This window comes from Salinimonas iocasae (assembly GCF_006228385.1).
GTDB classification, from domain to species: domain Bacteria; phylum Pseudomonadota; class Gammaproteobacteria; order Enterobacterales; family Alteromonadaceae; genus Alteromonas; species Alteromonas iocasae.
This window is the reverse complement of record NZ_CP039852.1, coordinates 993455-1015197: the sequence shown is the minus strand read 5'-3', so window position 1 is coordinate 1015197 and position 21743 is coordinate 993455. Positions and strand designations below refer to the sequence as shown.

Here is a 21743-nt window from a genome sequence, read left to right as displayed (position 1 = left end):
GTGTTATCCAAAATCTGCCAGTTCGTCCGGCATACTGGTTTCCAGTATGGCGCGGGTCAGGCTATCAAAATTCATTCCGGCAACTTTGGCAGCTTTTGGTACCAGGCTTTTCTCAGTCATGCCTGGCACCGTATTCGATTCAAGCAAACAAAAAGAACCATCACTTTGCTGCATGACATCAACACGTCCCCAGCCTTTGCCGGAAAGCGCATAAAATGCCTCGCTGCACAGCGTGGCCAGTTCTGCTTCCTGACTATCGCTTAAGCCACTGGGACAAAAATACTCTGTCGTATTGTCATGATATTTTGCCGCATAATCATAAAACGTATGGGGGGTAGACATTCGAATGGACGGCAGGGCTCGACCCTGTACCAGCGATACAGTGTATTCTGGTCCGTCAATGAACTGTTCCAACAGGACCTGATTATCATAATTAAAGGCGTCCTGAATGGCAGTTTCGAGTTGTTTAGCGCTGGTCACTTTTGCCATACCGATGCTGGAACCTTCCCGCGCCGGCTTGACCATGACCTTATTCCCCAATTTTTTCATTATAGCGCTGCATGATCCAGCTTCAAAGCTTGTTTTATCAGCAATCTGGTATTTTGCCGTAGGTAATCCCCGACTTTCCCAAATTTGCTTACTGCGAATCTTATCCATGGCCAGCGCAGAGCCCAAAACGCCGCTGCCTGTATACGGGACACCCAGCCATTCCAGCGCGCCCTGAACAGTGCCGTCTTCACCACCCCGACCATGCAGCATAATTAATACGCGATCAACCTTTTCTTTTATTAAATCAGTTAGTTGCGACTCTGCCGGATCAAATGCGAACGCATCAACGGATTGCCTGAGAAGACTTGCTAGCACTGCCTGACCGGAGCGCAGAGACACTTCCCGCTCAGCAGAATTGCCGCCCAGCAATACAGCAACCCGTCCAAAGTCAGCTGACTGATACCGTCCATTCATTATTTTTTCTCATCCAAAATTTTTTTTGGCTCAAGATCGTTGGCAGCGAGAAATCGTGCTATCTGACCAATATTTCCGGCTCCCTGCGTCATAACCACGTCATTATCCTGTAAAATGTTTGCAAGAATACCGGGCAAGTTTTCCTTATTACCAACATAAATCGGCTCAAGCTGCCCCCGCACCCGCATTGATCGACACAGTGATTTACTGTCTGCACCATCAATGGGTTGCTCGCTTGCGGCATAAACATCAAGCATCAGCAGCACATCGACCTGCGAAAGCACCTCTACGAAATCCTCATACAGATCGCGGGTCCTCGAATATCTGTGGGGCTGATAAATCATCACCAGCCGCTGTTCTGGCCAGTTAGCCCTGGCCGCCGCAATGGTAGCGGCCACTTCGGTGGGATGATGGCCATAATCATCCACCAGCGTCATCTGACCCACCGAGGTATCGAACTGACCAAGCATTTCAAAACGACGTCCGATCCCACCGAACTCGGCTAATGCCTTAGTAATGGCTGCATCGTCAACACCTTCATCAGTGGCTACCGCAATAGCCGCCAACGCATTGAGTACATTGTGTCGCCCACTTAAATTAAGCGTAACATCCAGTGCGGGAGCCCCAGTCCGGATGGCAGTAAAACGCGCCTGATTAAAGCCTAGAATGACGCCTTCTGCCCGCACATCGTTAGCCTCGCCAAACCCGTAAGTTGTAATGCTGCGGCCAATTCTGTCGCGCATTGACTGGATATTTTCATCATCGCCGCACATAATCGCCTGACCGTAAAAAGGCAGGTTATGCAGAAAATCGATATAGGTGTCCTTCATTCTGTTGAAGTCACCCTCGTAGGTGTCCATATGATCAGCCTCAATATTGGTCACCACCGCAACCATAGGCTGTAAATGCAGGAATGAGGCGTCGCTCTCATCGGCTTCAGCAATGAGGTAGCGGCTTTTGCCCAGCCGGGCATTGGTGCCGGCGCTATTCAGCAAACCGCCGATCACGAATGTAGGGTCAAGTTCAGCTTCGGCAAAAATAGTAGCAATAAGGCTGGTTGTGGTTGTTTTACCGTGAGTACCGGCAACGGCCACACCATGACGAAACCGCATCAGCTCTGCCAGCATTTCAGCGCGCCGGATAATAGGTATCCGGTGCTTGCGGGCATACTGAACTTCAGGGTTTTGTTCGTTAATAGCACTGGATACAACAACAACATCGGCACCGACAACATTGTCCTGTGCATGACCTATGTAGACCTGAGCGCCTAATTCGCTCAACCGCTCTGTCATTGCGCCAGGCTGAATATCCGAACCGGCTATCAGATAGCCTTCGTTGGCCAGTACTTCAGCGATGCCGCCCATGCCGGCGCCGCCTATTCCGATAAAAAATATCTTGTTTACTTTCCGCATCTGCGGACTTTGAAACGGCGTTTCCAAAACCATCAGGCCGTATCTCCTACCAGTTGCAGACACTGGTTTACTGCTTGTTCTGTCGCATCGACGATTGCCAGCTGACGCGCTTTACTGCCTCGCGCAAGACATTCTTCAGGATAGGTTATCCATCGGGCGATAACGTCGGGTAATTTTTTTGCTAATTCATTTTGCGGAATCAGCGTAGCGGCCCCTGCATTAACCAGCGCCGCCGCGTTCTTAGTCTGGTGATCATCGACCGCATGAGGAAGTGGTACAAATACAGCAGATATGCCGGCTGCAGCTACCTCGGCAACAGTTAATGCACCGGCCCGGCAGATTATCACATCCGCCCAGGCGTAAGCATCCGCCATATCGTCAATAAATTCGGTAACTTTCCACTGACATTGTGCGCCGCTGTAGGCATCGTCCAGAGCCTCTTTATTGCCTTTTCCACTTTGATGCCATACGTCAATCTGAGAATGAGACATTAATGCCGCAGGCACCATTGCATTCAAAGGAACCGATCCCAGGCTACCACCAATAACAAGTACCCTAAGCGGTGAGTGAACACTTGCTTTTTGTGCCAGTTGACGAATTTCATTGCGTATAGGGTTTCCAACGACCACACACTTGGATGCGGCCTGGCCAAATTGCGTCGCCGCCTCCTTAAAACCAAGCAAAATTCGGTTCGCAACTCTGCCCAGTAATTTGTTGGTCATACCGATGGCGGCATTTTGCTCATGAATGACCAGCGGTATTTTTGCCAGCCGGGCAGCAACGCCCCCGGGCCCACTGGCATAACCGCCAAATCCTATCACCAAATCAGGATTCATCGCCGTTATTAAAATGCGGGCCTGCCCCAGGCTTCTGAACAAACCGGTCAAGCCCTGCATGCGTGCAGCAAACCCTTTACCGCGAAGACCTTTGACTGGCAAAAAATGAATGGGAAACCCATGCTCAGGCACCACCTGAGCTTCCATTCGCTCTGCAGTACCCAGCCACTCCACCTGCCAGCCTTGTGCAACCAGTTCATGTGCAACGGCAAGTGCAGGAAAAACATGTCCGCCGGTGCCCCCGGCCATGATTAGACAACGCCTAGTCATAACCCGCCTCCTGCTGAACATCCTCAAGCATGGTTTTAACCTGTGCCTTACTTTCCCGCTGTTCGCTGGTAGTTGCTTTTGCTTCTGATTTATTTTCCAGTCTTTTAGCAGGCTTTTTCTTTTTCGAGGGCGATTGCCCATCAAGCCTGATTTCAAAATCGATTCTGATTAACAGCGCTATGGCCACCATCATTACAATCAGGCTGGTACCGCCATAACTAACCAGCGGTAATGTCAGACCTTTGGTTGGCACTACGCCTACACTGGCACCCACATTTACTGCGGTCTGAAAGCTTAACCAAATACCGATACCATAGGCCAGATATCCCTCAAACGGGCGACCCGCCTGCAAGGCAAGGTTGCCAATCCGTAAGGCCCGGAGCACAAGAAAAAGAATCAGGCCCAGAATCAGCAATACGCCGGCGAATCCTAACTCTTCTGCCAGAATTGCCATGATGAAATCTGAATGAGCCTGAGTCAGAAATTCCAGTTTTTGATAACTGTTCCCCAGGCCCTGTCCGAACCAGCTGCCACGGCCATAAGCCATCAGCGACTGGGTAAGTTGGTACCCACTACCGAACGGATCTGCCCAGGGGTCAAGAAAAGATGTAACCCGTCGTAAGCGGTATTCTTCCATCACGATCAGGCCGACAACAGCAGCCAGACCAACAAAGACAACGCCGAAAAATTGCCAAAGCCTGGCACCGGCAAGAAACAGCAGCCCCATGGTCGTAGTGAGCATGACCACCACGGTACCAAAGTCGGGCTGCATGAGTAGCATGATTGCAACAAAGAACAGGACAACCAGAGGTTTGAAAAAGCCTTTGAGGTTTTCTGTTACCTCTTCGTAACGCCGCACCAGATACCCGGCCAGATAGGCAAAGAAAAAAAGTTTCGCCGGTTCAGCAGGCTGAAGCGTCATTGGCCCGATAACAATCCAGCGCGTACTACCGTTAATACTTTTGCCTACCAAAAGTACTGCCAGCAATAAACCCATAGCAAACAAAAGCAGGTAGGGATTGAAAATGCGCCAGAATCGCATAGGAATTTGTAAAACAATTCCCGCAGCAATTAAGGATAACACCAGGTAAATCCCATGGCGGATAGAGAAAAAGAACGGATTACCATACTCTCTTTCTGCTACCGGCATAGAGGCAGAAGTTACCACGATTAGACCTATCGACATCAAGGCCAGGGTGACCAGAATCAGTGGTTTATCATAAAGATTTGCTGATGCAGACTGCGCCGGTACACCGTGGCGGGCACTGAATAGTTCACTTAATTTGGCATTCATGCTGGCAATCATGCACACACCTCGTTTATGGCGTCTTTGAATACAGCTGCACGATGTTCATAATTTTCAAACATATCCAGGCTGGCACATGCCGGAGATAACAAAACGATATCCCCGGTCGAGGCTAGTTTATTAGCCTGTTGTACCGCTGTACGCATTGTTTCGACCTGAATAGCATTGGGAGAAAATGCAGCAATTGCCGGTCCGTCTTTGCCTAAAGTAATCAGGGTATCGACATGCGCTTCTAATGCCTCGCTCAATACGGAAAGATCAGCCCCTTTTGCATCGCCACCGGCTATCAGAATAAGTTTGCCTGAACACTGTGGTCTGATACCTGTAATTGCAGCAAGGGTGGCACCTGCATTGGTGGCCTTTGAATCATCTATCCAGCGGACATCATTGTGGTTGGCAATTTGTACACAACGATGAGGTACCGGCTCGAACGTATAGACAGCTTCAGCTGCCGCTGACGTTGAAACACCTGCCAGCATCGCCAGCCCGATTGCCGCCTGAATATTAAGAATATTATGCGTGCCGGTGAGCTTTACTTTGCTTATATCAAGCACCTTTTTACCCTGCCAGGTTATCCATCCGTCGCTCAACCCAAAATCATCATTTGTCGCAGATGCCCCAAACTCGGTAACCGTGACCGACAATTGCAATGGATAAGTGACCTGTTGTTCACGCCAGCACAACGCGTGAGTGGCGTTGTTATAAATTCGCTGTTTAGCATCACTGTAGGCGGTCAGTGTTCTGTGACGGTCCAGGTGATCATCGCTGATATTAAGAATAGTCGCCGCTTCCAGTTGCAAAGAATGTGTAGTTTCAAGCTGAAAACTGGACAGCTCCAGCACGACCCAGTCAGGTGTGGCATTGAGGGTACTGAGCGCAGGTCTTCCCACGTTGCCCGCTGCAACAACGTCTATACCAGCCGCTTTTAAAATGTGGGTAACCAGAAGTGTCACCGTGGTTTTACCATTGGAGCCAGTAATACCGATAACGGACGCCTGGTTGTATCGGGCGAACAGTTCAATCTCGCCAATTAATTCAACACCATGCGCCGTTGCACGCTGAAGCTCGGGGTGGGATAACGCAAGCCCTGGCGATACCACAGCAATATCAGTGTTTTGCCAAAAATCATCCGGTAGCTGACCAGCATAAAACGGTCCGTTCACCCAGTCGGGTATAGCAATATCATGCCGGGTGTCCCAAACTGAAAAGCTCAGACCTTTGTCGATCAAAAACCGTGCGCTCGCCTGCCCGCTTTTGCCAAAGCCAGCGACCACCAGATTTTTGTTTTCGACAGTACTACACATAACTTATTACCTGAGTTTCAGTGTCGCTAAACCGACCAGCACCAGTATCAGTGAGATGATCCAGAACCGAACGATGACTCGCGGTTCAGGCCAGCCTTTTAATTCATAATGGTGGTGTATCGGCGCCATTCTGAAGATGCGCTGGCCTCGTAGTTTGTAGGAGCCAACCTGCAATATCACTGATAATGTTTCGATGACAAATACGCCACCCATAATGATCAATACAATTTCCTGGCGAACTAACACAGCCAGAATTCCCAGTGTACCGCCCAGTGCCAGCGAGCCTACATCGCCCATAAATACCTGCGCCGGATAGGTGTTGAACCATAGAAAACCGAGACCTGCGCCCACTATTGCCGTACACACTATGACCAGTTCTCCGGTCAACGGGATAAAGGGAATATTGAGGTAAGAGGCAAAGTTTGTATTACCAGTGACATAGGCGAAAATAGCCAGCGCCCCCGCCACTAGAATGGTCGGCACAATAGCCAGCCCGTCTAGTCCGTCCGTAAGGTTGACCGCATTACTGGTCCCCACCAGCGCAAAGTAAACCACGGCAATAAATAACAGGCCCAGTTGTGGAAATACATCTTTGAAAAATGGTACCAGCAAACTGGTTTCTGCCGGCGTGCTGGCTGTGCTGTACAAGTAGAGCGCCACACCCAGGGCAATGACAGACTGCCAGAAGTATTTCCAGCGCGCGATCAACCCTTTGGAATCCTTGCGGATCACCTTCCGGTAATCGTCAATAAAACCAATGATGCCGTACCCAATCACTACCGCCAGTGTAACCAGGACATAGCGATTGGTCAGGTCAGCCCAAAGCAGCACACTGGCCACAATAGCCGCTAAAATAAGTAGCCCGCCCATTGTTGGCGTACCGGCTTTAGACAAATGACTTTCAGGGCCGTCATCACGAACAGTCTGACCGATTTGCATACGTTGTAACGCGCGAATCATTTTAGGGCCAATGATAATTGCGATAAGCAGCGCCGTCAGGGTGCTCAGAATTGCCCGCATTGTCAGATATGAAAATACGTTAAATCCTGTTTCGAACTGGGTTAACCACTCAGCCAGCCAAATTAACATGCCATACGCTCCCGACGGCGTTCAAGCTTTCCCAGCGGGGATACCTCGATTGCTTCTACTACATTTTCCATCTTTGAACTGCGCGAGCCTTTCACCAGAATTGAAATATCGCGCTGTTCATTTACACATAGCGACTCAAGTGAGGCGACAAGGCTCTGTGCATCCGTAAAATGCTGACCCAGTTCCTGATAAACCGAGCTGGCGTGTTGGCTGAGTACACCCAGTGAGTACAGGTGGTCAATGCCTTTTTGGCGGGCATATTCGCCCACCTGCTCGTGATAATAGCGGGCTTTTTCACCCAGCTCAGCCATATCGCCCAATACCAGCACCTTCATGCCACTAAAGCTTGATAATGTGTCGATGGCCGCATTCACAGACGCCACATTAGCATTGTAGGTGTCATCCAGCAGGCGAACCTGACCAGACAACTGTTTTACGTTCAGCCGGCCTTTTACCTGGCTCATCTCACGTAACCCATCACGAACATCGTCCAGTGAAGCGCCGACCTGAATACTCAGTGCAGCCGCTACCAGCGCATTGCCCACATTATGTATACCCGGCACGGTTAGCTGGATGCTGACCCGCCCCCGGGGCGTATGCATCTGAAACTCTGCACACCCATCCAGGCCGAGAATGATATCTTCTGCGGTATAGTCTGCCTCGTTTTTCTGGTCCGGCGAAAACGTCAGCGTTTTTTGATGCTTTAATTTACCCAACCAGAATTCTGAGAACTGGCTGTCTGCATTGACCAGTGCCACACCGTCTTGATCCAGCCCCTTAAAAATTTCGCTTTTTGCCCTGGCCACACCCAGTAAGCTACCGAAGCCTTCAAGGTGAGAGGCTGCCGCATTCACGACGGTTGCCACGTCCGGCTTTACCAAATCTGTCGTATAGGCAATTTCGCCCAGATGGTTAGCGCCCAGTTCCATTACCGCAAAATCGTGTTGCTCCTCAAGCCGCAGCAGCGTAAGAGGCACGCCAATGTCATTGTTAAAGTTGCCTGCCGTGGCCAATACATTGCCGCGGCGCGACAGTATGGCGGATGTCATCTCTTTAACCGTTGTTTTGCCGCTGCTACCGGTAATCGCCACCGTTTTAACGTCAACACTTTGCTTGACTGCACTTCCCAGGGCACCGAGTGCTCGTCTGGTATCCTCTACATAAATAACAGGCACAGATGCTTCAACCGGTTCACTGGCGATAATGGCGCTGGCACCTTTTTCAATAGCCTGTGGTAAAAATGTGTGGCCATTGAAATTAGGCCCCGTCAGGGCAATGAACAAATCGCCCTCTGACAATGTGCGTGTATCTGTACTTACCCCGCCAATTTCCAGGTCCTGGCCCTGCAGGCGACCCTGTACTTTTTCGGCAATCCAGGACAGCGTTGTTATTATCATTTGCTGTACTCCTCCTGCAGGCGCGCTATAACCGCCCGCTCGTTATAATCAATTTTTTTCTGATCAATAATCTGATAGTTTTCGTGCCCTTTACCGGCCACGATAATTAAGTCGTCAGGCTTAGCATGCGCCAGGCAATATCTTATTGCGGCTTCCCGATCAGGCTCAAACACCGCTGATGCCGGTTGTGTGAGTCCGGCTTTAATATCATCGGCTATGTTTGCAGGGTTCTCTGAGCGACTGTTATCGGTGGTAATTACCACATAGTCAGCTTTGTGCTCAGCAACCTCTCCCATCAGGGGGCGCTTACCTTTATCGCGGTCTCCGCCACACCCGAAGATGCACCACAACTCACCATCGGTATGTGCTCTGGCACTGCTCAGCACCTGGTCAAGAGCATCTGGCGTATGCGCGTAATCCACCACAATGTTGGCATGTCGAGGGAATGAAAAGACTTCCATTCTGCCGCTGACCGGCGTGGCCATTGGCAATACCCGTACAACATCATCAAACCGTTCACCCTGGACAAACAGGATAGCCATTGCACTAAGCAGGTTTCTGACATTAAATTCGCCGAGTAACGGCGCATGCACAACGGTTGTGCCCCAGCTGCTTTCCAGCCTGAACTGTACCCCTGACTGATGGTATTGCACATTTGTGGCTAAACAATGGCGATGTTCTGATAAAAGTGGAGAATTGTGCCCTACTGCGGTCAGCACAACCTCTGTGCCGGGCTGAGCGGCATCACACCAGTTTTTGTGTTCTCTGTCGTCAGCATTGAGTACGACCGCTCGCAAACCGGGCTGTCTGAGCAAGCCTCGCTTTGCCGCAGCATAGTTTTCCATCGTCTGGTGATAATCCAGATGGTCACGAGACAAATTTGTAAATACTGCAAAGTCTGTTTTTACCTGGCTCAGCCGCCCTTGCACGATGGCGTGCGAGGAGGCTTCGAATGCCACCTGACGGACTTTCTGAAGCACAAAGTCTGCCAGAATATGCTGCATATATATGGCATCGGGCGTAGTGTTGTCTGCCGGCGAAGGTATCCAGCGAGTCGTCGTGCCTTCATAAACGCCGCTACCCAGTGTACCGATAGCAGCACTACGACTGTCTAGCAACGATTTCAGCTGACTAAGTAACTGAACCACCGACGTTTTACCGTTTGTTCCGGTAACGGCAACGGTCTCAAGCTTGGTTGCAGGATAATCGAAAAATGCAGCGGCCAGCGATGACAACATAACCGGAAGGTCATACAGGTGAACAATGACAGTACCGCCACGCATTTCCAGTGCACCATGCGCCTCACTGTCGTCAGTTTGCGTCATAATGACCCGCGCACCGAGACTGATAGCCTGCGGAATAAAGTCGCGGCCGTCCAGGTTGTGTCCCTGCACCGCTACAAATGCTAAATCTCTGGAGACCTGACGACTATCAAGCGTCAGGCCATTAATTCTGATATCTGGCGCTTCAATGCCAAATTTCGCCAATAACGGACGAATACTTTGGGTAAAGGTATTAGCTGCCATGCTGATCTCCGCTAAGCCACTGTGTCGATGTGACCTGCTTATCGTCCGGCGGGATATTCAGAAGCTGCAGCGCTCCACCCATAATGGCTGAGAACGTCGGTGCAGCTGTATCACCGGCATGGTAAAGATCACCGCCAGGCTCATTGATTAAAACTACCGTTACCAGCTTAGGGTCACTCAGTGGCGCGATGCCGGCAAAGATATTAACGTATTCTTCGCCATAGCCTCCGGCAACGGCTTTTCGGCTGGTACCTGTTTTGCCGCCAACGCGGTAGCCGGGAATGGCTGCTTTAACAGCCGTTCCGCCGCGTTGCACCACGCTTTCCAGCATGTTTCGTACCGCCTGAGCATTTCGTTCACTTACCACACGCTCGGCCTGCGGTTTCCACCCCTTAGATTTAGGGCTTTTGACAATGCTAAGTGGATACTTGGTACCACCATTTGCAATAGTGGCGTACATACGGGCAATTTGAGCGGTTGTTACCGAAATACCATAGCCAAATGACAGCGTGGCCAGTTCAAACTCAGACCAGCGACTACGTTCGTGGAATATCCCGTTGCTCTCGCCGGGCATGTTGGTACCGGTATCGGTCATCAGACCCATATTATAGTAAGTATCCAGGAGGAAGTTTTTAGGCACGCCCAGCGCCAGGCGAGAGGTGCCCATATTACTGGAATGCTGAATAATTTCTTCTAACGTCAGTTCGCCATAGTTGCGATGATCTTTAACCAGACTGCCACCCAGACGCATCCAACCAGGATGCGTGTCCACCGTATCGCCGATATCCACATTGCCAAATTCCAGGGCAGAGAGCACCGCAAGTGGCTTCATGGATGAACCCGGCTCAAATGCGTCCGTTAACACCCGGTTACGCATGCGCCGTGGTGAAACATCTGAGCGATCATTAGGGTTAAAAGATGGCGCATTGACCATCGCCAGAATTTCACCGGTATCCACATCAAGCACCATTGCCGATGCGGAGGTGGCCTGGTAGTAAAGCATTGCTTCTTTAATTTCACGATAAGCCAGGGCCTGAATACGCTGGTCAATAGTCAATGTCAGGTTACCGGCGGCTTCGCCGTCTTTGGTTTCCAGAATCTCTACCTGACGACCTTTGGCATCACGCCGGATAATTTTGGAACCGGGGGTGCCGGTTAGCCAGTCGTTATATAAACGCTCCAGACCTTCAATGCCGGTATCATCAACATTGGTAATACCGATAAGCTGAGCGGTAACCTCACCGTTCGGGTAATAACGGCGACTTTCGCGACGCAGATAAATGCCCGGTATATCCAGTTGACTGACATAATCTGCCATTGCGGGGGATACCTGACGCTGAAGATAAACAAACCGTCGGCTGGGGTTGCTCACTTTTTTCCTGAGCGTTTCGACATCCCGGCCCAGCACATCTGCCAGTGCTTCCCACCTGCGGGTTTTTGACAACCCATTTTGTTCGTGGACGATTTTTGGATCGGCATAAATAGCGCGAACCGGCACACTTACGGCAAGCTCAACACCATTACGATCATTGATTAAGCCCCGGTATGTTGGCATGTTGCGGGTACGCAAGGTACGGCTGTCGCCCTGCTCTATCAGGTTATCTGGCGAAATAACCTGGATATATGCGGCGCGTACTGCAATGGCCACAAATACTAGCGCCACCGCCCCCATAACGGTTAAAAACCGCCAGTGAACCATACTCGGTTTAACATTCTGACGAGCACCGCGACTGCGTTTTTTTGATGTGTTTATCTGGCGACTCATTTAATTCTTACCACCACTTCTTCTTTAGCGCCCGGACGATGCATATCAAGCTGCTTTTCAACCATTGCTTCAATACGGTTGTGTTCAGTTAACGCACGTTGCTCTAACACCAGGTTACGCCACTGCACATCAAGCTCATCGCGCTCCTGCATCAGTTTTTCCAGGGCAATATTCTGCTGCCGGTTATGATGACTGGAAAGGATCACGGCAAATGCCGAAGCGATAACCATTAAATACAACAAAACCCGCAGTTTATTGCGGGTTAATTCAGCGAGCAGTAGGTAGGCCAGATGCAGCTGACCTTCAGGGGCGTCCTGCCGTTCAGAACTCATAGCTTTTCTGCCACCCTGAGTACCGAACTGCGTGAGCGTACGTTCTGTTTTATCTCTTCATCTGACGGTTTTATTGCTTTGCCGATTGGCCTGAGCACTTTATCAGCATCAATTTCTGCCTGCGTGACCGGCAGATTATGCGGGACTGCTTTTCCTTTGCTTTGGTCTTTTATAAAGCGTTTGACGAGACGGTCTTCAAGCGAATGGAATGAAATTACCGCTAAACGCCCTTTCGCACCTAACACCGCAACCGCGCATTTTAAACCAACCCGAAGCTGGTCAAGCTCGGCATTGATGTAAATCCGAATCCCCTGAAAAGCGCGTGTAGCAGGATGTTTATATTTATCTTTTACCGGCACCGCTTCATCAATGAGTTCAGCCAGCTCCGCGGTGCGACTTAATGGCGCAGACTGACGACGGTTCACGATGGCATGTGCAATGCGTTTACCAAACTTCTCTTCACCAAACTCTTTAATAACCTGGGCGATATCCTGCTCTTCTGCCGTGTTAAGCCACTCTGCTGCACTCATGCCCCGAGAGGTATCCATACGCATATCCAGCGGACCATCGCGCAAAAAGCTGAACCCACGACTGGCGTCATCTAATTGCGGTGAAGATACACCGAGATCCATGAGAACACCATTGATATGCCCGGCCAGCCCCATTTCAGTTAACTGGTTCTCCATTTCTGAAAATGGCTCATGGATGATGGTAAAGCGTTTATCGTCAGCAAACCGCTCGGCTGCTTTAATTGCCTGCGGATCCCGGTCAAAAGCAATAAGACGCCCATTAGCGGACAACTGCTCCAGAATTTTTGCAGAGTGACCACCGCGGCCAAAGGTTGCGTCAACATAAATACCGTCAGGGTCAATCGCCAACCCTTCGATGCATTCATTGAGTAAGACTGAAATGTGAGCCAGTTCGCTGGTCATAAAGAGAAATCCTGTAAACGTTCAGTCAGCTCAAAACTACCTTCGCGTTCAGTGTGCATATCAGCATCAACCTGAGCCGCCCAGATATCGGCATCCCATATCTCAAACTTATTAAGCTGCCCGACTAACATCACTTCTTTATTGAGTTTAGCGTGTTGGCGTAGAGGTGAAGAAAGAAGAAATCGCCCGCTTTTGTCCATATCGCCTTCTGTGGCATAGCCTAGCAGTAAGCGCTGCATACGACGTTCAGCGGGGACCATACTTGAAAACTTGCTGAGTTTAAGCTCAATTTCTTCCCATTCGGGAAGTGGGTAAAGCAGCAAACAACTTTGTTGTGTATCTATGGTGCAGACTAGCTGTCCGTTACAATCATCCAGTAAAGGTTGACGGTATTTTGTTGGTATAGCCAACCTTCCCTTTGCGTCCAGATTGATTGCATTAGCGCCGCGGAACATTCCCCTAGCCTTTTTTATTTTTTGCTGTGTTTTTCTTGTTTTATCGAGTGCCGTTCTGCAAATCCATTCTCTCTTGATCCACAATTTGCCACTTTTACCCACTGATTGACAGTTTAGGTAGGGAACGTTCCCACTGTCAAGCAAAAAACTGAGCCAGAGGCCGCGTCCGCTCTGGGATTAAACTGTTTTTATATACAGTAAATGACTAAAGCCATTGAAAATAAGGTTAAAAAAAGTACAGTTTTGAAAAGGTGGGGAAAAAATAAATGCAAAAAAATTTAAATAAATAAAAAAACGGGCCATTGCGGCCCGTTTTTAACATCATAAATGAAGATTATTGTGCAGTAGCTTCTTCTTGCGCTTCTTCTTTCTTAACAGCGCTCATCTGCATGCTTTGAATTGGGTTGTCAGTATCTTTGGAAAGCTCTACCAGACGGTTAAGCTGACCCAATGAAAGCATCATTGCGTACATCGCACCCAGGAAACCGGCTTTGTGAAGCTCAAGTACCTTCTCTTCAGGCAACTCCAGTAGCTTCTTCTCATTGATGCTCAGCATGCCAGTCACGTTGCGTTGCTGGTTATTCTGATACTGCAGACGAATCTGAACTTCTTCAAGCAGGTCTAGTTCTGTTACCTGCTTAATGAAGCGCTGGGTCATCATTTCGCTGTTAGCCAGCTCACCCAGGAACTCCTGACGATTTTTCAAAAAGTCAGACGGTTCGCCTGCTTCAGTAAATAACGGCTGACCTTCGTCACCCAACATTTCTGCATTTTCGTCGATGTAGATACCCAGCTTGTCGCCTTCCGGACGAACATCAAAAGGATAACGCATCACATTCATTGGAACGTGCGGACCTTTCCAGCGGTCGGTTGCCAGAAACAGGTTCTGACCCTGCTCCATACCCAGCATCGCAACAGAATGGAAGCGCTCTGACTTTGGATCTCTGATAAACACGATAGGCATGGTAGAAGCCAGCTGCGCATACTCTTTGATAGATGCTGCGGCCAGGTGAGTATTCTTTGCAAAAGCAAAGGTGTTATTCACCGCTAATTTCGTATTTTTATGTTTTTCTTTATCTAGCGGGATATAGTTAATCGCCATAATCTTTTCTCGTAACAGTTAAGGGTGGTAATTATTTGCGTTCGCCCACGTGATGACCACGGTGCACATATACATGTCTGCGCCTGAACGTTTTTCGACGTATTATTCAGATAGGATAATTACCACATTATTTACTTCAACAATCGCCCTGCCCTGACAGGTGCCTGAAACGGGCATGAAACAGACAGAGGCGGTCAGTATCCCGTATTTACGGGCGTAAGTCACGCGACAGAACCATATCAAGTTTTAACTTTTTATGACAAGCAATTCACACAACTTTTTCAGTAAAGAGGTCCGCGCATGCCGCGTTGCTATCCAATTGTTGGAAACATAGCGGCACCGTGGCAATATAAAATCTGCTTGAATTCACCGGCGGGTTGCGCCCGTAACTTATTACAATAAAAAAGGAACTGTTATGTTTTTTAGGCACCGTGTTGTGAAAGCGGCCGTTACGCTGGCGCTGGGGGTCTCGGCTTCCTGTGTCCACGCTATTGAGGTATCCGATAAGGCCAATAAACTGGCTCAGAAGAATATTATTGTCGATGGTCACATTGATGTCCCCTACCGCGTTCATGACACATGGGTTGATGTAACCCGCGCCACAGACGGCGGCGATTTTGATTATCCGCGTGCGCGCAAAGGCGGACTCAATGCACCATTTATGTCCGTGTATGTGCCAGCTTCACTTGACAACTCCCCGGAGTCTACACAGCTTGCTCACCAACTTATCGATCTGGTCCAGGCGATGGTCTACCGCGCGCCGGATAAGTTCGCTATCGCTACCAGTGTTGAAGACGTACGACAGCAGTTTGAAAAAGGGCTGATTTCCCTGCCCATGGGAATGGAGAATGGTTCACCGATTCAGGGGGACATGGCCAATCTGGAACATTTTTATCAGCGCGGTATTCGCTACATTACCCTTGCGCATTCACAGTCCAATCATATCAGTGATTCTTCCTACGACTTACGTCGTCAGTGGAAAGGCCTGAGCCCTTTTGGCAAGAAGCTGGTTACGGCGATGAACGATATTGGGATGCTGATTGATATATCTCATGTTTCTGATGACGCATTTCATCAGGTTATTGCACAAACCAAGGTCCCGGTTATTGCCTCGCATTCATCATTACGAAGTTTCACGCCGGGTTTCGAGCGAAACATGAGTGACGACATGCTCACAAAGCTAGGCGAGAACGGCGGGATAGTGATGATTAACTTTGGTTCAGGCTTTGTCAGCAAAGAGGCGCGCCAGTGGCGAGATGGCCTGGCCAAAGCAACCAACGCTTTTTTGCGTAAAAAGGAAAACACCAAGGCCGATATTGATGAATTCGAAAAACAGTATCGTGAAGAAAACCTCTACCCTTACTCATCGTTAGATGAAGTTTTAGACCATATCGATCATGTGGTTGAGTTAATTGGCATTGATCATGTTGGCATTGGTTCAGATTTTGATGGTGTGGGCGATTCACTGCCTACTGATTTAAAAGATGTGGCCGCGTATCCGAACCTGGTGCAGGGATTGCTGAACCGTGGTTATAGCGATGAAGATATCGTGAAACTGCTGGGTGAGAATTTCCTGCGCGTCTGGTCTGAAGTTGAAAGCTACGCTGCCGACAAGAACTAACAGCGTTTGACTCGCTTATAATAGACGTTTAGACGCCCACATATAGTGGGCGTTTTATTATCTAAAAATTGCCATTTAGCGAGTTTCCCTGCTTCAGACCCGGTGGCGGCTTGGGTAATTCGATTGGCGCAGGTCGGTTTACATCATACTGAGTCGCACCTTTTTGCGTATTGGCATCTATAAATGCGTTAAGCATGAACATCATCTGACGGTATAACGGGTTTGCCTTTGGCACTGCACACCGCTCATTTGGATTAACCATGCTGGTTTTAAAATGCATATCTGCCACTAACTTGGTGTTAAGCGGCAGATCAGCGTGGCACAGATCGTAGCCCTCATCGATTTCAAAAAATGTGTTGGTGGCTTCAGAATTGGCAAGCAGTGAGCGCACGCCTGTAATGGGTGTGGTACCGTCGGCCTGAGAGTGCGCTACAAAAAGCGGCACTTCAATACGTTTCCCCGCTTCCAGACGGTTACGAATACTATCGATGATATCCATCAATTCCAAACCGGCAAAACCAGCAACAGAGGGGTATTTATAGGGATTCGGGCCATGGGTTTCGTACTCTCCATCAATCCAGCTCGCAATAGTTTTGATTCCCCATATTTTCCACATAGATTCGGCGTTATCAGTTAATGCCAGCGCCCCTGAAAACAGCATAATTCCGCTTATTCCCTCAGGGTCGTCCAGATACTGATCCACCGCCAAAGCACCACCGGTTGAAAAACCGCCTATGAACTTATCATTACCAAATTTATCTGCCAGTACCATGATGTCATCTACATGACGTTGCCAGCGCTCCGCAAGCTGCCGATCTTCCATATCCTCATCAGCATCCCGTAAACCATGTCCGGGCAAAAGCGGCACGATAACAGTAAATCCATTTGCATGAAGATTAGCGGCTATAGCACGCATAAAATACGGTGAATCACTGAGCCCGTGAAAAAGTACCGCGACATTTTGGGTAGGTTCGCCATGGTGCAAAATGAACGGACCATTCCCATCATTTCTAAGCGCGTTAGCACATACTGCATAACGCTGTAGTCGCGTGTTGGCACAAGGTTTTACATTGCCCAGTTCGTTCTTATATAGCTGACTGAAAGCCTTCAGGTTTCCAATTATGTCACTAGCAAATACCGCCGGAGAAAATAGCAGCAGGATAACGGATAAAAGATTACGGCAATTCAACAGAGTTTCCTCAGTAATACGACGGTGCGGTACATATACGAAGCTTATCACGATTTGGCACTTTCCCCAGTTACCCTGATGACAGGTATAAGAAATAATATTCAGCTATCGCTCGCCATGCGTGAATTGCTTATAAAATCCGATAGGCTGACTATGGACGTTTACTGACCAACCTGTTTTTAGTTAACGATAGTATCGTTGATATAAAAACCGTGGATAACGCGAAGTGAAAGTGAAAAGCATTTTGCTGAGTAATGATGCACCTGACGTTCGCCGTAAGGAAGTTGCATTAATCACTCATAGCAGAGAGGAAAGAGCATGGGTCTGAACAGTCTCAAACGAGTCGTGCCGTCAGCAGAAAAGAGCAAAAGCTCAGTAGTAGCATTTTCAGACGTTGCCCACTTTTATGTCACGACCCGATTCACGCTGTCACATCCGGCATCCCGGGATAGTCTCACCGGCCCTCCTCCAGATAAGCCATAACAATGTTCGTGCGACCAAATTCAGTCGTACTTAGCACTCAAGCAATAACATCATTAATTTAACGTACAAGATAATCTTTTGATCGCATATGGGTGGCAGCGGTGAACAATAAGTGATTGAATGGTATATTCAAAGCTTATAATATGAGCTAAAGCCTGCCATACACCAAAAACTTTAAGGCCGGATGAACGCGACGCGCTGTATACTAGCCAGTATTTGCCTGATACTTACTCAGGTGAACCAAGCAACAGCAATGTTACCTTTAACGTGTAGCAGTAGCGAGTGCGGCCAGATAGATCCTGTCGTATCCCAGTTCCAAAATGGCAAACCCCTGGAAGCGAGCACGAAACTAAATGGGTTGATTGACCAGTTTTCCGGACAGGCCCCCACCGAGGCATTAGCTGCCGCTTATTTTTATAAGGGTCGCTTTTCACGTTTACAAAGCGCCTATGATGAATCTCTTCATGCATTCGAGCAATCTCTGGAGCTTTTCAGCAGCCTGGAGAATCAGGCACCGGCTGCGTCTGTTTACTCCGAGCTAGCCCGTTTACACCGTGCGCGCTGTGAATTTTCAGAAGCACTGGAATACGCTTACCAAGCCCTGAACAGCTACCAGGTATTGCAGAACCCATCAGGTCAGGCAGAACAAAAGGTGATTGTCAGTGGCATTCTGATTAGTCAGGGCCGCTATGAACCTGCTCTGGCGCTTCTTCAGCATGTGCTCAGAGAAGAGCCGGTCAGCCAGGAGCCTGCTGTGGTAGGCAGGGCGTTGTATTTTGTTGGCAATGCCTATATGCAGCTTGAGCAGTACCAGATGGCGCGCCAGTATTTAAATGATGCGGTAGAAACCCTGAAGCAGCTACCTAATTCATTCTTTCTTGGCGAGGCGTACATCAGCCAGGGCAAACTGATGCTCAGACAGGAAAACTACCCTGAGGCTAAGGGCTGGTTTGCCAATGCACTGAGTGTATTCGCCGGCATGAACGCGTCAGCCGAAATGCACCTTACCCATAGTCTGCTCGGGCTTACAGCCGTTATAGAGAGAAATATCAACGACGGTATGAAAGCAATCTCCGAGGCAATGAACTTTGCCCTTGAGCGGGATATTGTTCCGCTCCAGCTTGAACTTCATCTGGTCCACGCGCAGGCAATGCGTATAACTGATGAGCATGAAGAGGCACTGACACATATCAGACAAGGTCAGGAGTTGGCCCAAAAGTATGGGCAGATAGGTGTACAGGCCGAGTTCTTACGGGAAAAAGCAGATTTGCTTTTCCAAATGAAGAAATACCGCTGGGCTTATCAGGCCCAGGAGAAAAGTCAGAAGCTCACTACGTCTCTGGTCGACGAGGCCCGTATACAGCCCCTGCTACAGCAAAGTGCTCAGCTACAGGTCGAGCGACAGGCAGAATCGATTGATACATTAAAGCGTGATAAAGCCATTGAACTGGCCCGTGCAGAACAGCGCAATCTTCGCAACATGCTGATCCTCGGTTCGCTGGTTTCACTGCTGATGTTTCTGTTTCTTCTCTATAGCCGCTACAACCATCGCAGGCAGAACCTGTTGCTTAAGCGAGAAGTGAAAGCCCGCACCGCAGAGCTTGAGCAAAAAAACAAACAGCTGAAAGATGCTTATAAAACATTAGAAGACGCCAGTTTGCGCGATCCGTTGACCGGACTTTACAACCGCTATTACCTTAAGTCACGTTTGCCCGGTGAGCTTAAGCGCGCACAGTTTGCTTATACCGACACGCACGCTGAAGCTGATGAAGGCCAGTCGGATTTATTGTGCTATCTCATTGATATTGACAACTTCAAAGCAATTAACGATGAACACGGCCACCTGAGTGGCGACCGCTTCCTGGTTCAGTTTACTCAAATAATCAGCGACGTATTTCGTGATACGGACTTGCAAATCCGTTGGGGCGGCGAGGAATTTTTAATTATTTGTCGTCAGTCATGCCGGACCAAGATGGCCTCACTGATTGAACGGTTCAGACAGGCGGTAAAGGACCATGTCTTTGAGCTGGAGGACGGCGCCAAAATTTCTGCCACCTGCAGTATCGGCTTTTGCGCTTTCCCGCTGGACACTCAGCAACCTTTTAAAATGCAGTGGGAACAGGCTTTTTCTATTATGGATGACTGCCTGTACGCGGCAAAGCTTTCCGGTCGGGATTGCTGGGTGGGACTTCTGGAAGCCACTATTAGCGACAAGCCGGTTTCAGCACCGGCTAACCCGCTGGCAGGACGCTATAAGTTAACCTCAGTAAACATAGCAACATCGCTGAACAATACCGCTTCTATCACCTGGCCCTACGAATAAAAAACCCCGCATCAGCGGGGTTCTTCTCTTATTTACATTGTGACATCAGGCGCCGGTTTTCACATCTTCAAGATGATATTTATCTATCAGAGAATAAAGTGTCGGCCGGGTCACGCCAAGCAGCTCTGCGGTTTTGGACATATTCTTGTCCGCAGTCTGATACGCACGACGAATTGCCCTGCTTTCAGCCATTTCCCGCACTTCGCGCAGATTAAGTGTTTCAGGTTCAGCGCCCTGCGCCGGCTCCATTAGTCCTAAATCCTCAGCATGAACCAAACTGCCTTCAGCCATAATCACCGCTGACTTCAGCTTATTCTGCAATTCCCGTATGTTGCCTGGCCAGCGATGTGCAAGCATCGCGTTGATAGCGCCATCGCTGAAGCTTTTAGCCTTAGCGTTAAACTCTTCACGGTACTGATTCAAAAAGGTACGGGCCAGCAAGATGATATCCTGGTCACGGTCTCTTAACGGTGGGATCATGATAGGAATTTCACCGATACGGTAATATAAATCTTCCCGGAATGTTTCTTCTGCCACCATATTTTGCAAATCACGGTGCGTCGCGCACACCACCCGGATATCTACAGGTATCTCATTACGCCCACCGACACGTTCAATAACACGCTCTTGTAGAAAACGCAGCATCTTTGCCTGCAAGCCCAGTGGCATATCGCCGATTTCGTCGAGAAATAAGGTTCCGCCCTGTGCTGTCTCTATCTTGCCCAGCGTAGTTTTGTTGGCACCGGTAAAGGCACCTTTTTCGTAACCAAAGAGCTCACTCTCCAGCAGGTTTTCAGGAATGGAGGCACAGTTGATTGCCACAAATGGCTTATCTTTTCTTGGACTATGATCATGGATACTGCGGGCAAATACTTCTTTGCCCGTACCGCTTTCGCCCTGCAATAACGTGCTGATATCGGTATTAGCTATTTTTTCCGCGCGTCTGACGACAGCCTGAATAGCATCACTGTTACCGATGATTCTGCCCATACCCGGGCGTGTTTTAGCCAGGATTCGGTTTTCATCTTCAAGCTTGGCCAGGTTTTGCGCACGATTGACCAAAAGCTTTATCGTGTCAGAATCAATAGGCTTCTGATAAAAATCATAGGCACCCAGCTCAATGGCTTTCAGTGCATTCTCTTTATCGTTGTTGCCTGTTACCACAATTACTTTGGTACGGGGTGCCAGTGCAATAATTTCCTCTAAAGTCTTTAACCCTTCAGAGGCATTTGCCGGATCCGGTGGCAAACCTAAATCCAGTGTTACTACCTTAGGCTCATGGCGACGTAACTGCGCGATAGCAGAAGTCCGATCATCGGCAAACACTACATTGTAATCTGTAAAACTCCATTTGAGTTGCTTCTGAATACCAAGATCATCATCTACAACCAGTATCGTATCGGTCATTTACTTACCTTATTATTTTATTCGTTATCCG

18 protein-coding genes are annotated in these 21743 nt (G+C 49.0%); 3 read left to right on the top strand and 15 right to left on the bottom strand.

The genetic code is table 11. From position 1 onward, the window contains the following. Nucleotides 1-3 precede the first annotated feature (3 nt). The 13 genes from FBQ74_RS04425 to FBQ74_RS04365 all read right to left on the bottom strand — a co-directional run bounded on the left by FBQ74_RS04425 (nt 4) and on the right by FBQ74_RS04365 (nt 14689). Nucleotides 4-963, bottom strand: a complete 960-nt coding sequence (locus FBQ74_RS04425; RefSeq protein WP_139755518.1) for a D-alanine--D-alanine ligase — start codon at nt 961-963, stop codon at nt 4-6. Further along, on the bottom strand, nt 963-2408 hold the full coding sequence (gene murC / locus FBQ74_RS04420) for a UDP-N-acetylmuramate--L-alanine ligase (protein WP_139755517.1): 1446 nt from the start codon (nt 2406-2408) through the stop codon (nt 963-965). Before murC ends, FBQ74_RS04425 begins: the two co-directional genes overlap by 1 nt. Further along, nucleotides 2408-3481 carry an undecaprenyldiphospho-muramoylpentapeptide beta-N-acetylglucosaminyltransferase gene (gene murG / locus FBQ74_RS04415; RefSeq protein ID WP_139755516.1) on the bottom strand — a complete coding sequence of 358 codons (1074 nt, stop codon included), beginning with the start codon at nt 3479-3481 and terminating at the stop codon, nt 2408-2410. Before murG ends, murC begins: the two co-directional genes overlap by 1 nt. Continuing rightward, nucleotides 3474-4787 carry a cell division protein FtsW gene (ftsW, locus tag FBQ74_RS04410; RefSeq protein ID WP_139755515.1) on the bottom strand — a complete coding sequence of 438 codons (1314 nt, stop codon included), beginning with the start codon at nt 4785-4787 and terminating at the stop codon, nt 3474-3476. The genes murG and ftsW overlap by 8 nt, the downstream gene beginning before the upstream one ends. Further along, a complete protein-coding gene (gene murD, locus FBQ74_RS04405) occupies nt 4784-6091 on the bottom strand; it encodes a UDP-N-acetylmuramoyl-L-alanine--D-glutamate ligase (RefSeq protein ID WP_139755514.1) in 1308 nt (435 codons plus the stop codon). Before murD ends, ftsW begins: the two co-directional genes overlap by 4 nt. Nucleotides 6092-6097: 6 nt before the next feature. After that, nucleotides 6098-7180, bottom strand: coding sequence for a phospho-N-acetylmuramoyl-pentapeptide-transferase (gene mraY / locus FBQ74_RS04400; protein WP_139755513.1), 1083 nt, complete (start codon nt 7178-7180; stop codon nt 6098-6100). Then, nucleotides 7174-8577, bottom strand: coding sequence for a UDP-N-acetylmuramoyl-tripeptide--D-alanyl-D-alanine ligase (locus FBQ74_RS04395; RefSeq protein ID WP_139755512.1), 1404 nt, complete (start codon nt 8575-8577; stop codon nt 7174-7176). The genes mraY and FBQ74_RS04395 overlap by 7 nt, the downstream gene beginning before the upstream one ends. Beyond that, entirely contained in the window at nt 8574-10103 is a 1530-nt protein-coding gene (locus FBQ74_RS04390; RefSeq protein ID WP_139755511.1) for a UDP-N-acetylmuramoyl-L-alanyl-D-glutamate--2,6-diaminopimelate ligase, read from the bottom strand. The genes FBQ74_RS04395 and FBQ74_RS04390 overlap by 4 nt, the downstream gene beginning before the upstream one ends. Next, nucleotides 10093-11868, bottom strand: coding sequence for a peptidoglycan D,D-transpeptidase FtsI family protein (locus FBQ74_RS04385; RefSeq protein ID WP_139755510.1), 1776 nt, complete (start codon nt 11866-11868; stop codon nt 10093-10095). Before FBQ74_RS04385 ends, FBQ74_RS04390 begins: the two co-directional genes overlap by 11 nt. Continuing rightward, a complete protein-coding gene (ftsL, locus tag FBQ74_RS04380) occupies nt 11865-12200 on the bottom strand; it encodes a cell division protein FtsL (RefSeq protein WP_139755509.1) in 336 nt (111 codons plus the stop codon). The genes FBQ74_RS04385 and ftsL overlap by 4 nt, the downstream gene beginning before the upstream one ends. Then, on the bottom strand, nt 12197-13132 hold the full coding sequence (rsmH, locus tag FBQ74_RS04375; RefSeq protein WP_139755508.1) for a 16S rRNA (cytosine(1402)-N(4))-methyltransferase RsmH: 936 nt from the start codon (nt 13130-13132) through the stop codon (nt 12197-12199). Before rsmH ends, ftsL begins: the two co-directional genes overlap by 4 nt. Then, nucleotides 13129-13587, bottom strand: a complete 459-nt coding sequence (gene mraZ / locus FBQ74_RS04370) for a division/cell wall cluster transcriptional repressor MraZ (protein WP_139755507.1) — start codon at nt 13585-13587, stop codon at nt 13129-13131. The genes rsmH and mraZ overlap by 4 nt, the downstream gene beginning before the upstream one ends. A 334-nt stretch (nt 13588-13921) precedes the next feature. Then, on the bottom strand, nt 13922-14689 hold the full coding sequence (locus FBQ74_RS04365) for a SapC family protein (protein WP_139755506.1): 768 nt from the start codon (nt 14687-14689) through the stop codon (nt 13922-13924). Between the two features lie 415 nt (nt 14690-15104). Between FBQ74_RS04365 and FBQ74_RS04360 the strand changes: the two genes are divergently transcribed. Beyond that, complete coding sequence (locus tag FBQ74_RS04360; protein WP_139755505.1) at nt 15105-16310, top strand: dipeptidase; 1206 nt, start codon at nt 15105-15107, stop codon at nt 16308-16310. Between the two features lie 61 nt (nt 16311-16371). Here FBQ74_RS04360 and FBQ74_RS04355 read toward each other — a convergent pair whose 3' ends face one another. After that, nucleotides 16372-17550, bottom strand: a complete 1179-nt coding sequence (locus FBQ74_RS04355) for an alpha/beta hydrolase (RefSeq protein WP_232371972.1) — start codon at nt 17548-17550, stop codon at nt 16372-16374. A gap of 267 nt (nt 17551-17817) precedes the next feature. On the opposite strand from FBQ74_RS04355, the gene FBQ74_RS18910 reads away from it, so the two are divergent. After that, nucleotides 17818-17982, top strand: a complete 165-nt coding sequence (locus tag FBQ74_RS18910) for a hypothetical protein (RefSeq protein WP_168190601.1) — start codon at nt 17818-17820, stop codon at nt 17980-17982. Nucleotides 17983-18235: 253 nt separating this feature from the next. Next, entirely contained in the window at nt 18236-20305 is a 2070-nt protein-coding gene (locus tag FBQ74_RS04350; RefSeq protein ID WP_168190600.1) for a tetratricopeptide repeat-containing diguanylate cyclase, read from the top strand. A 45-nt stretch (nt 20306-20350) separates the two neighbouring features. Here FBQ74_RS04350 and prsR read toward each other — a convergent pair whose 3' ends face one another. Continuing rightward, nucleotides 20351-21712: a PEP-CTERM-box response regulator transcription factor gene (gene prsR, locus FBQ74_RS04345; RefSeq protein ID WP_139755503.1), complete on the bottom strand. Its 1362-nt coding sequence runs from the start codon at nt 21710-21712 to the stop codon at nt 20351-20353. Nucleotides 21713-21743: the final 31 nt, after the last annotated feature.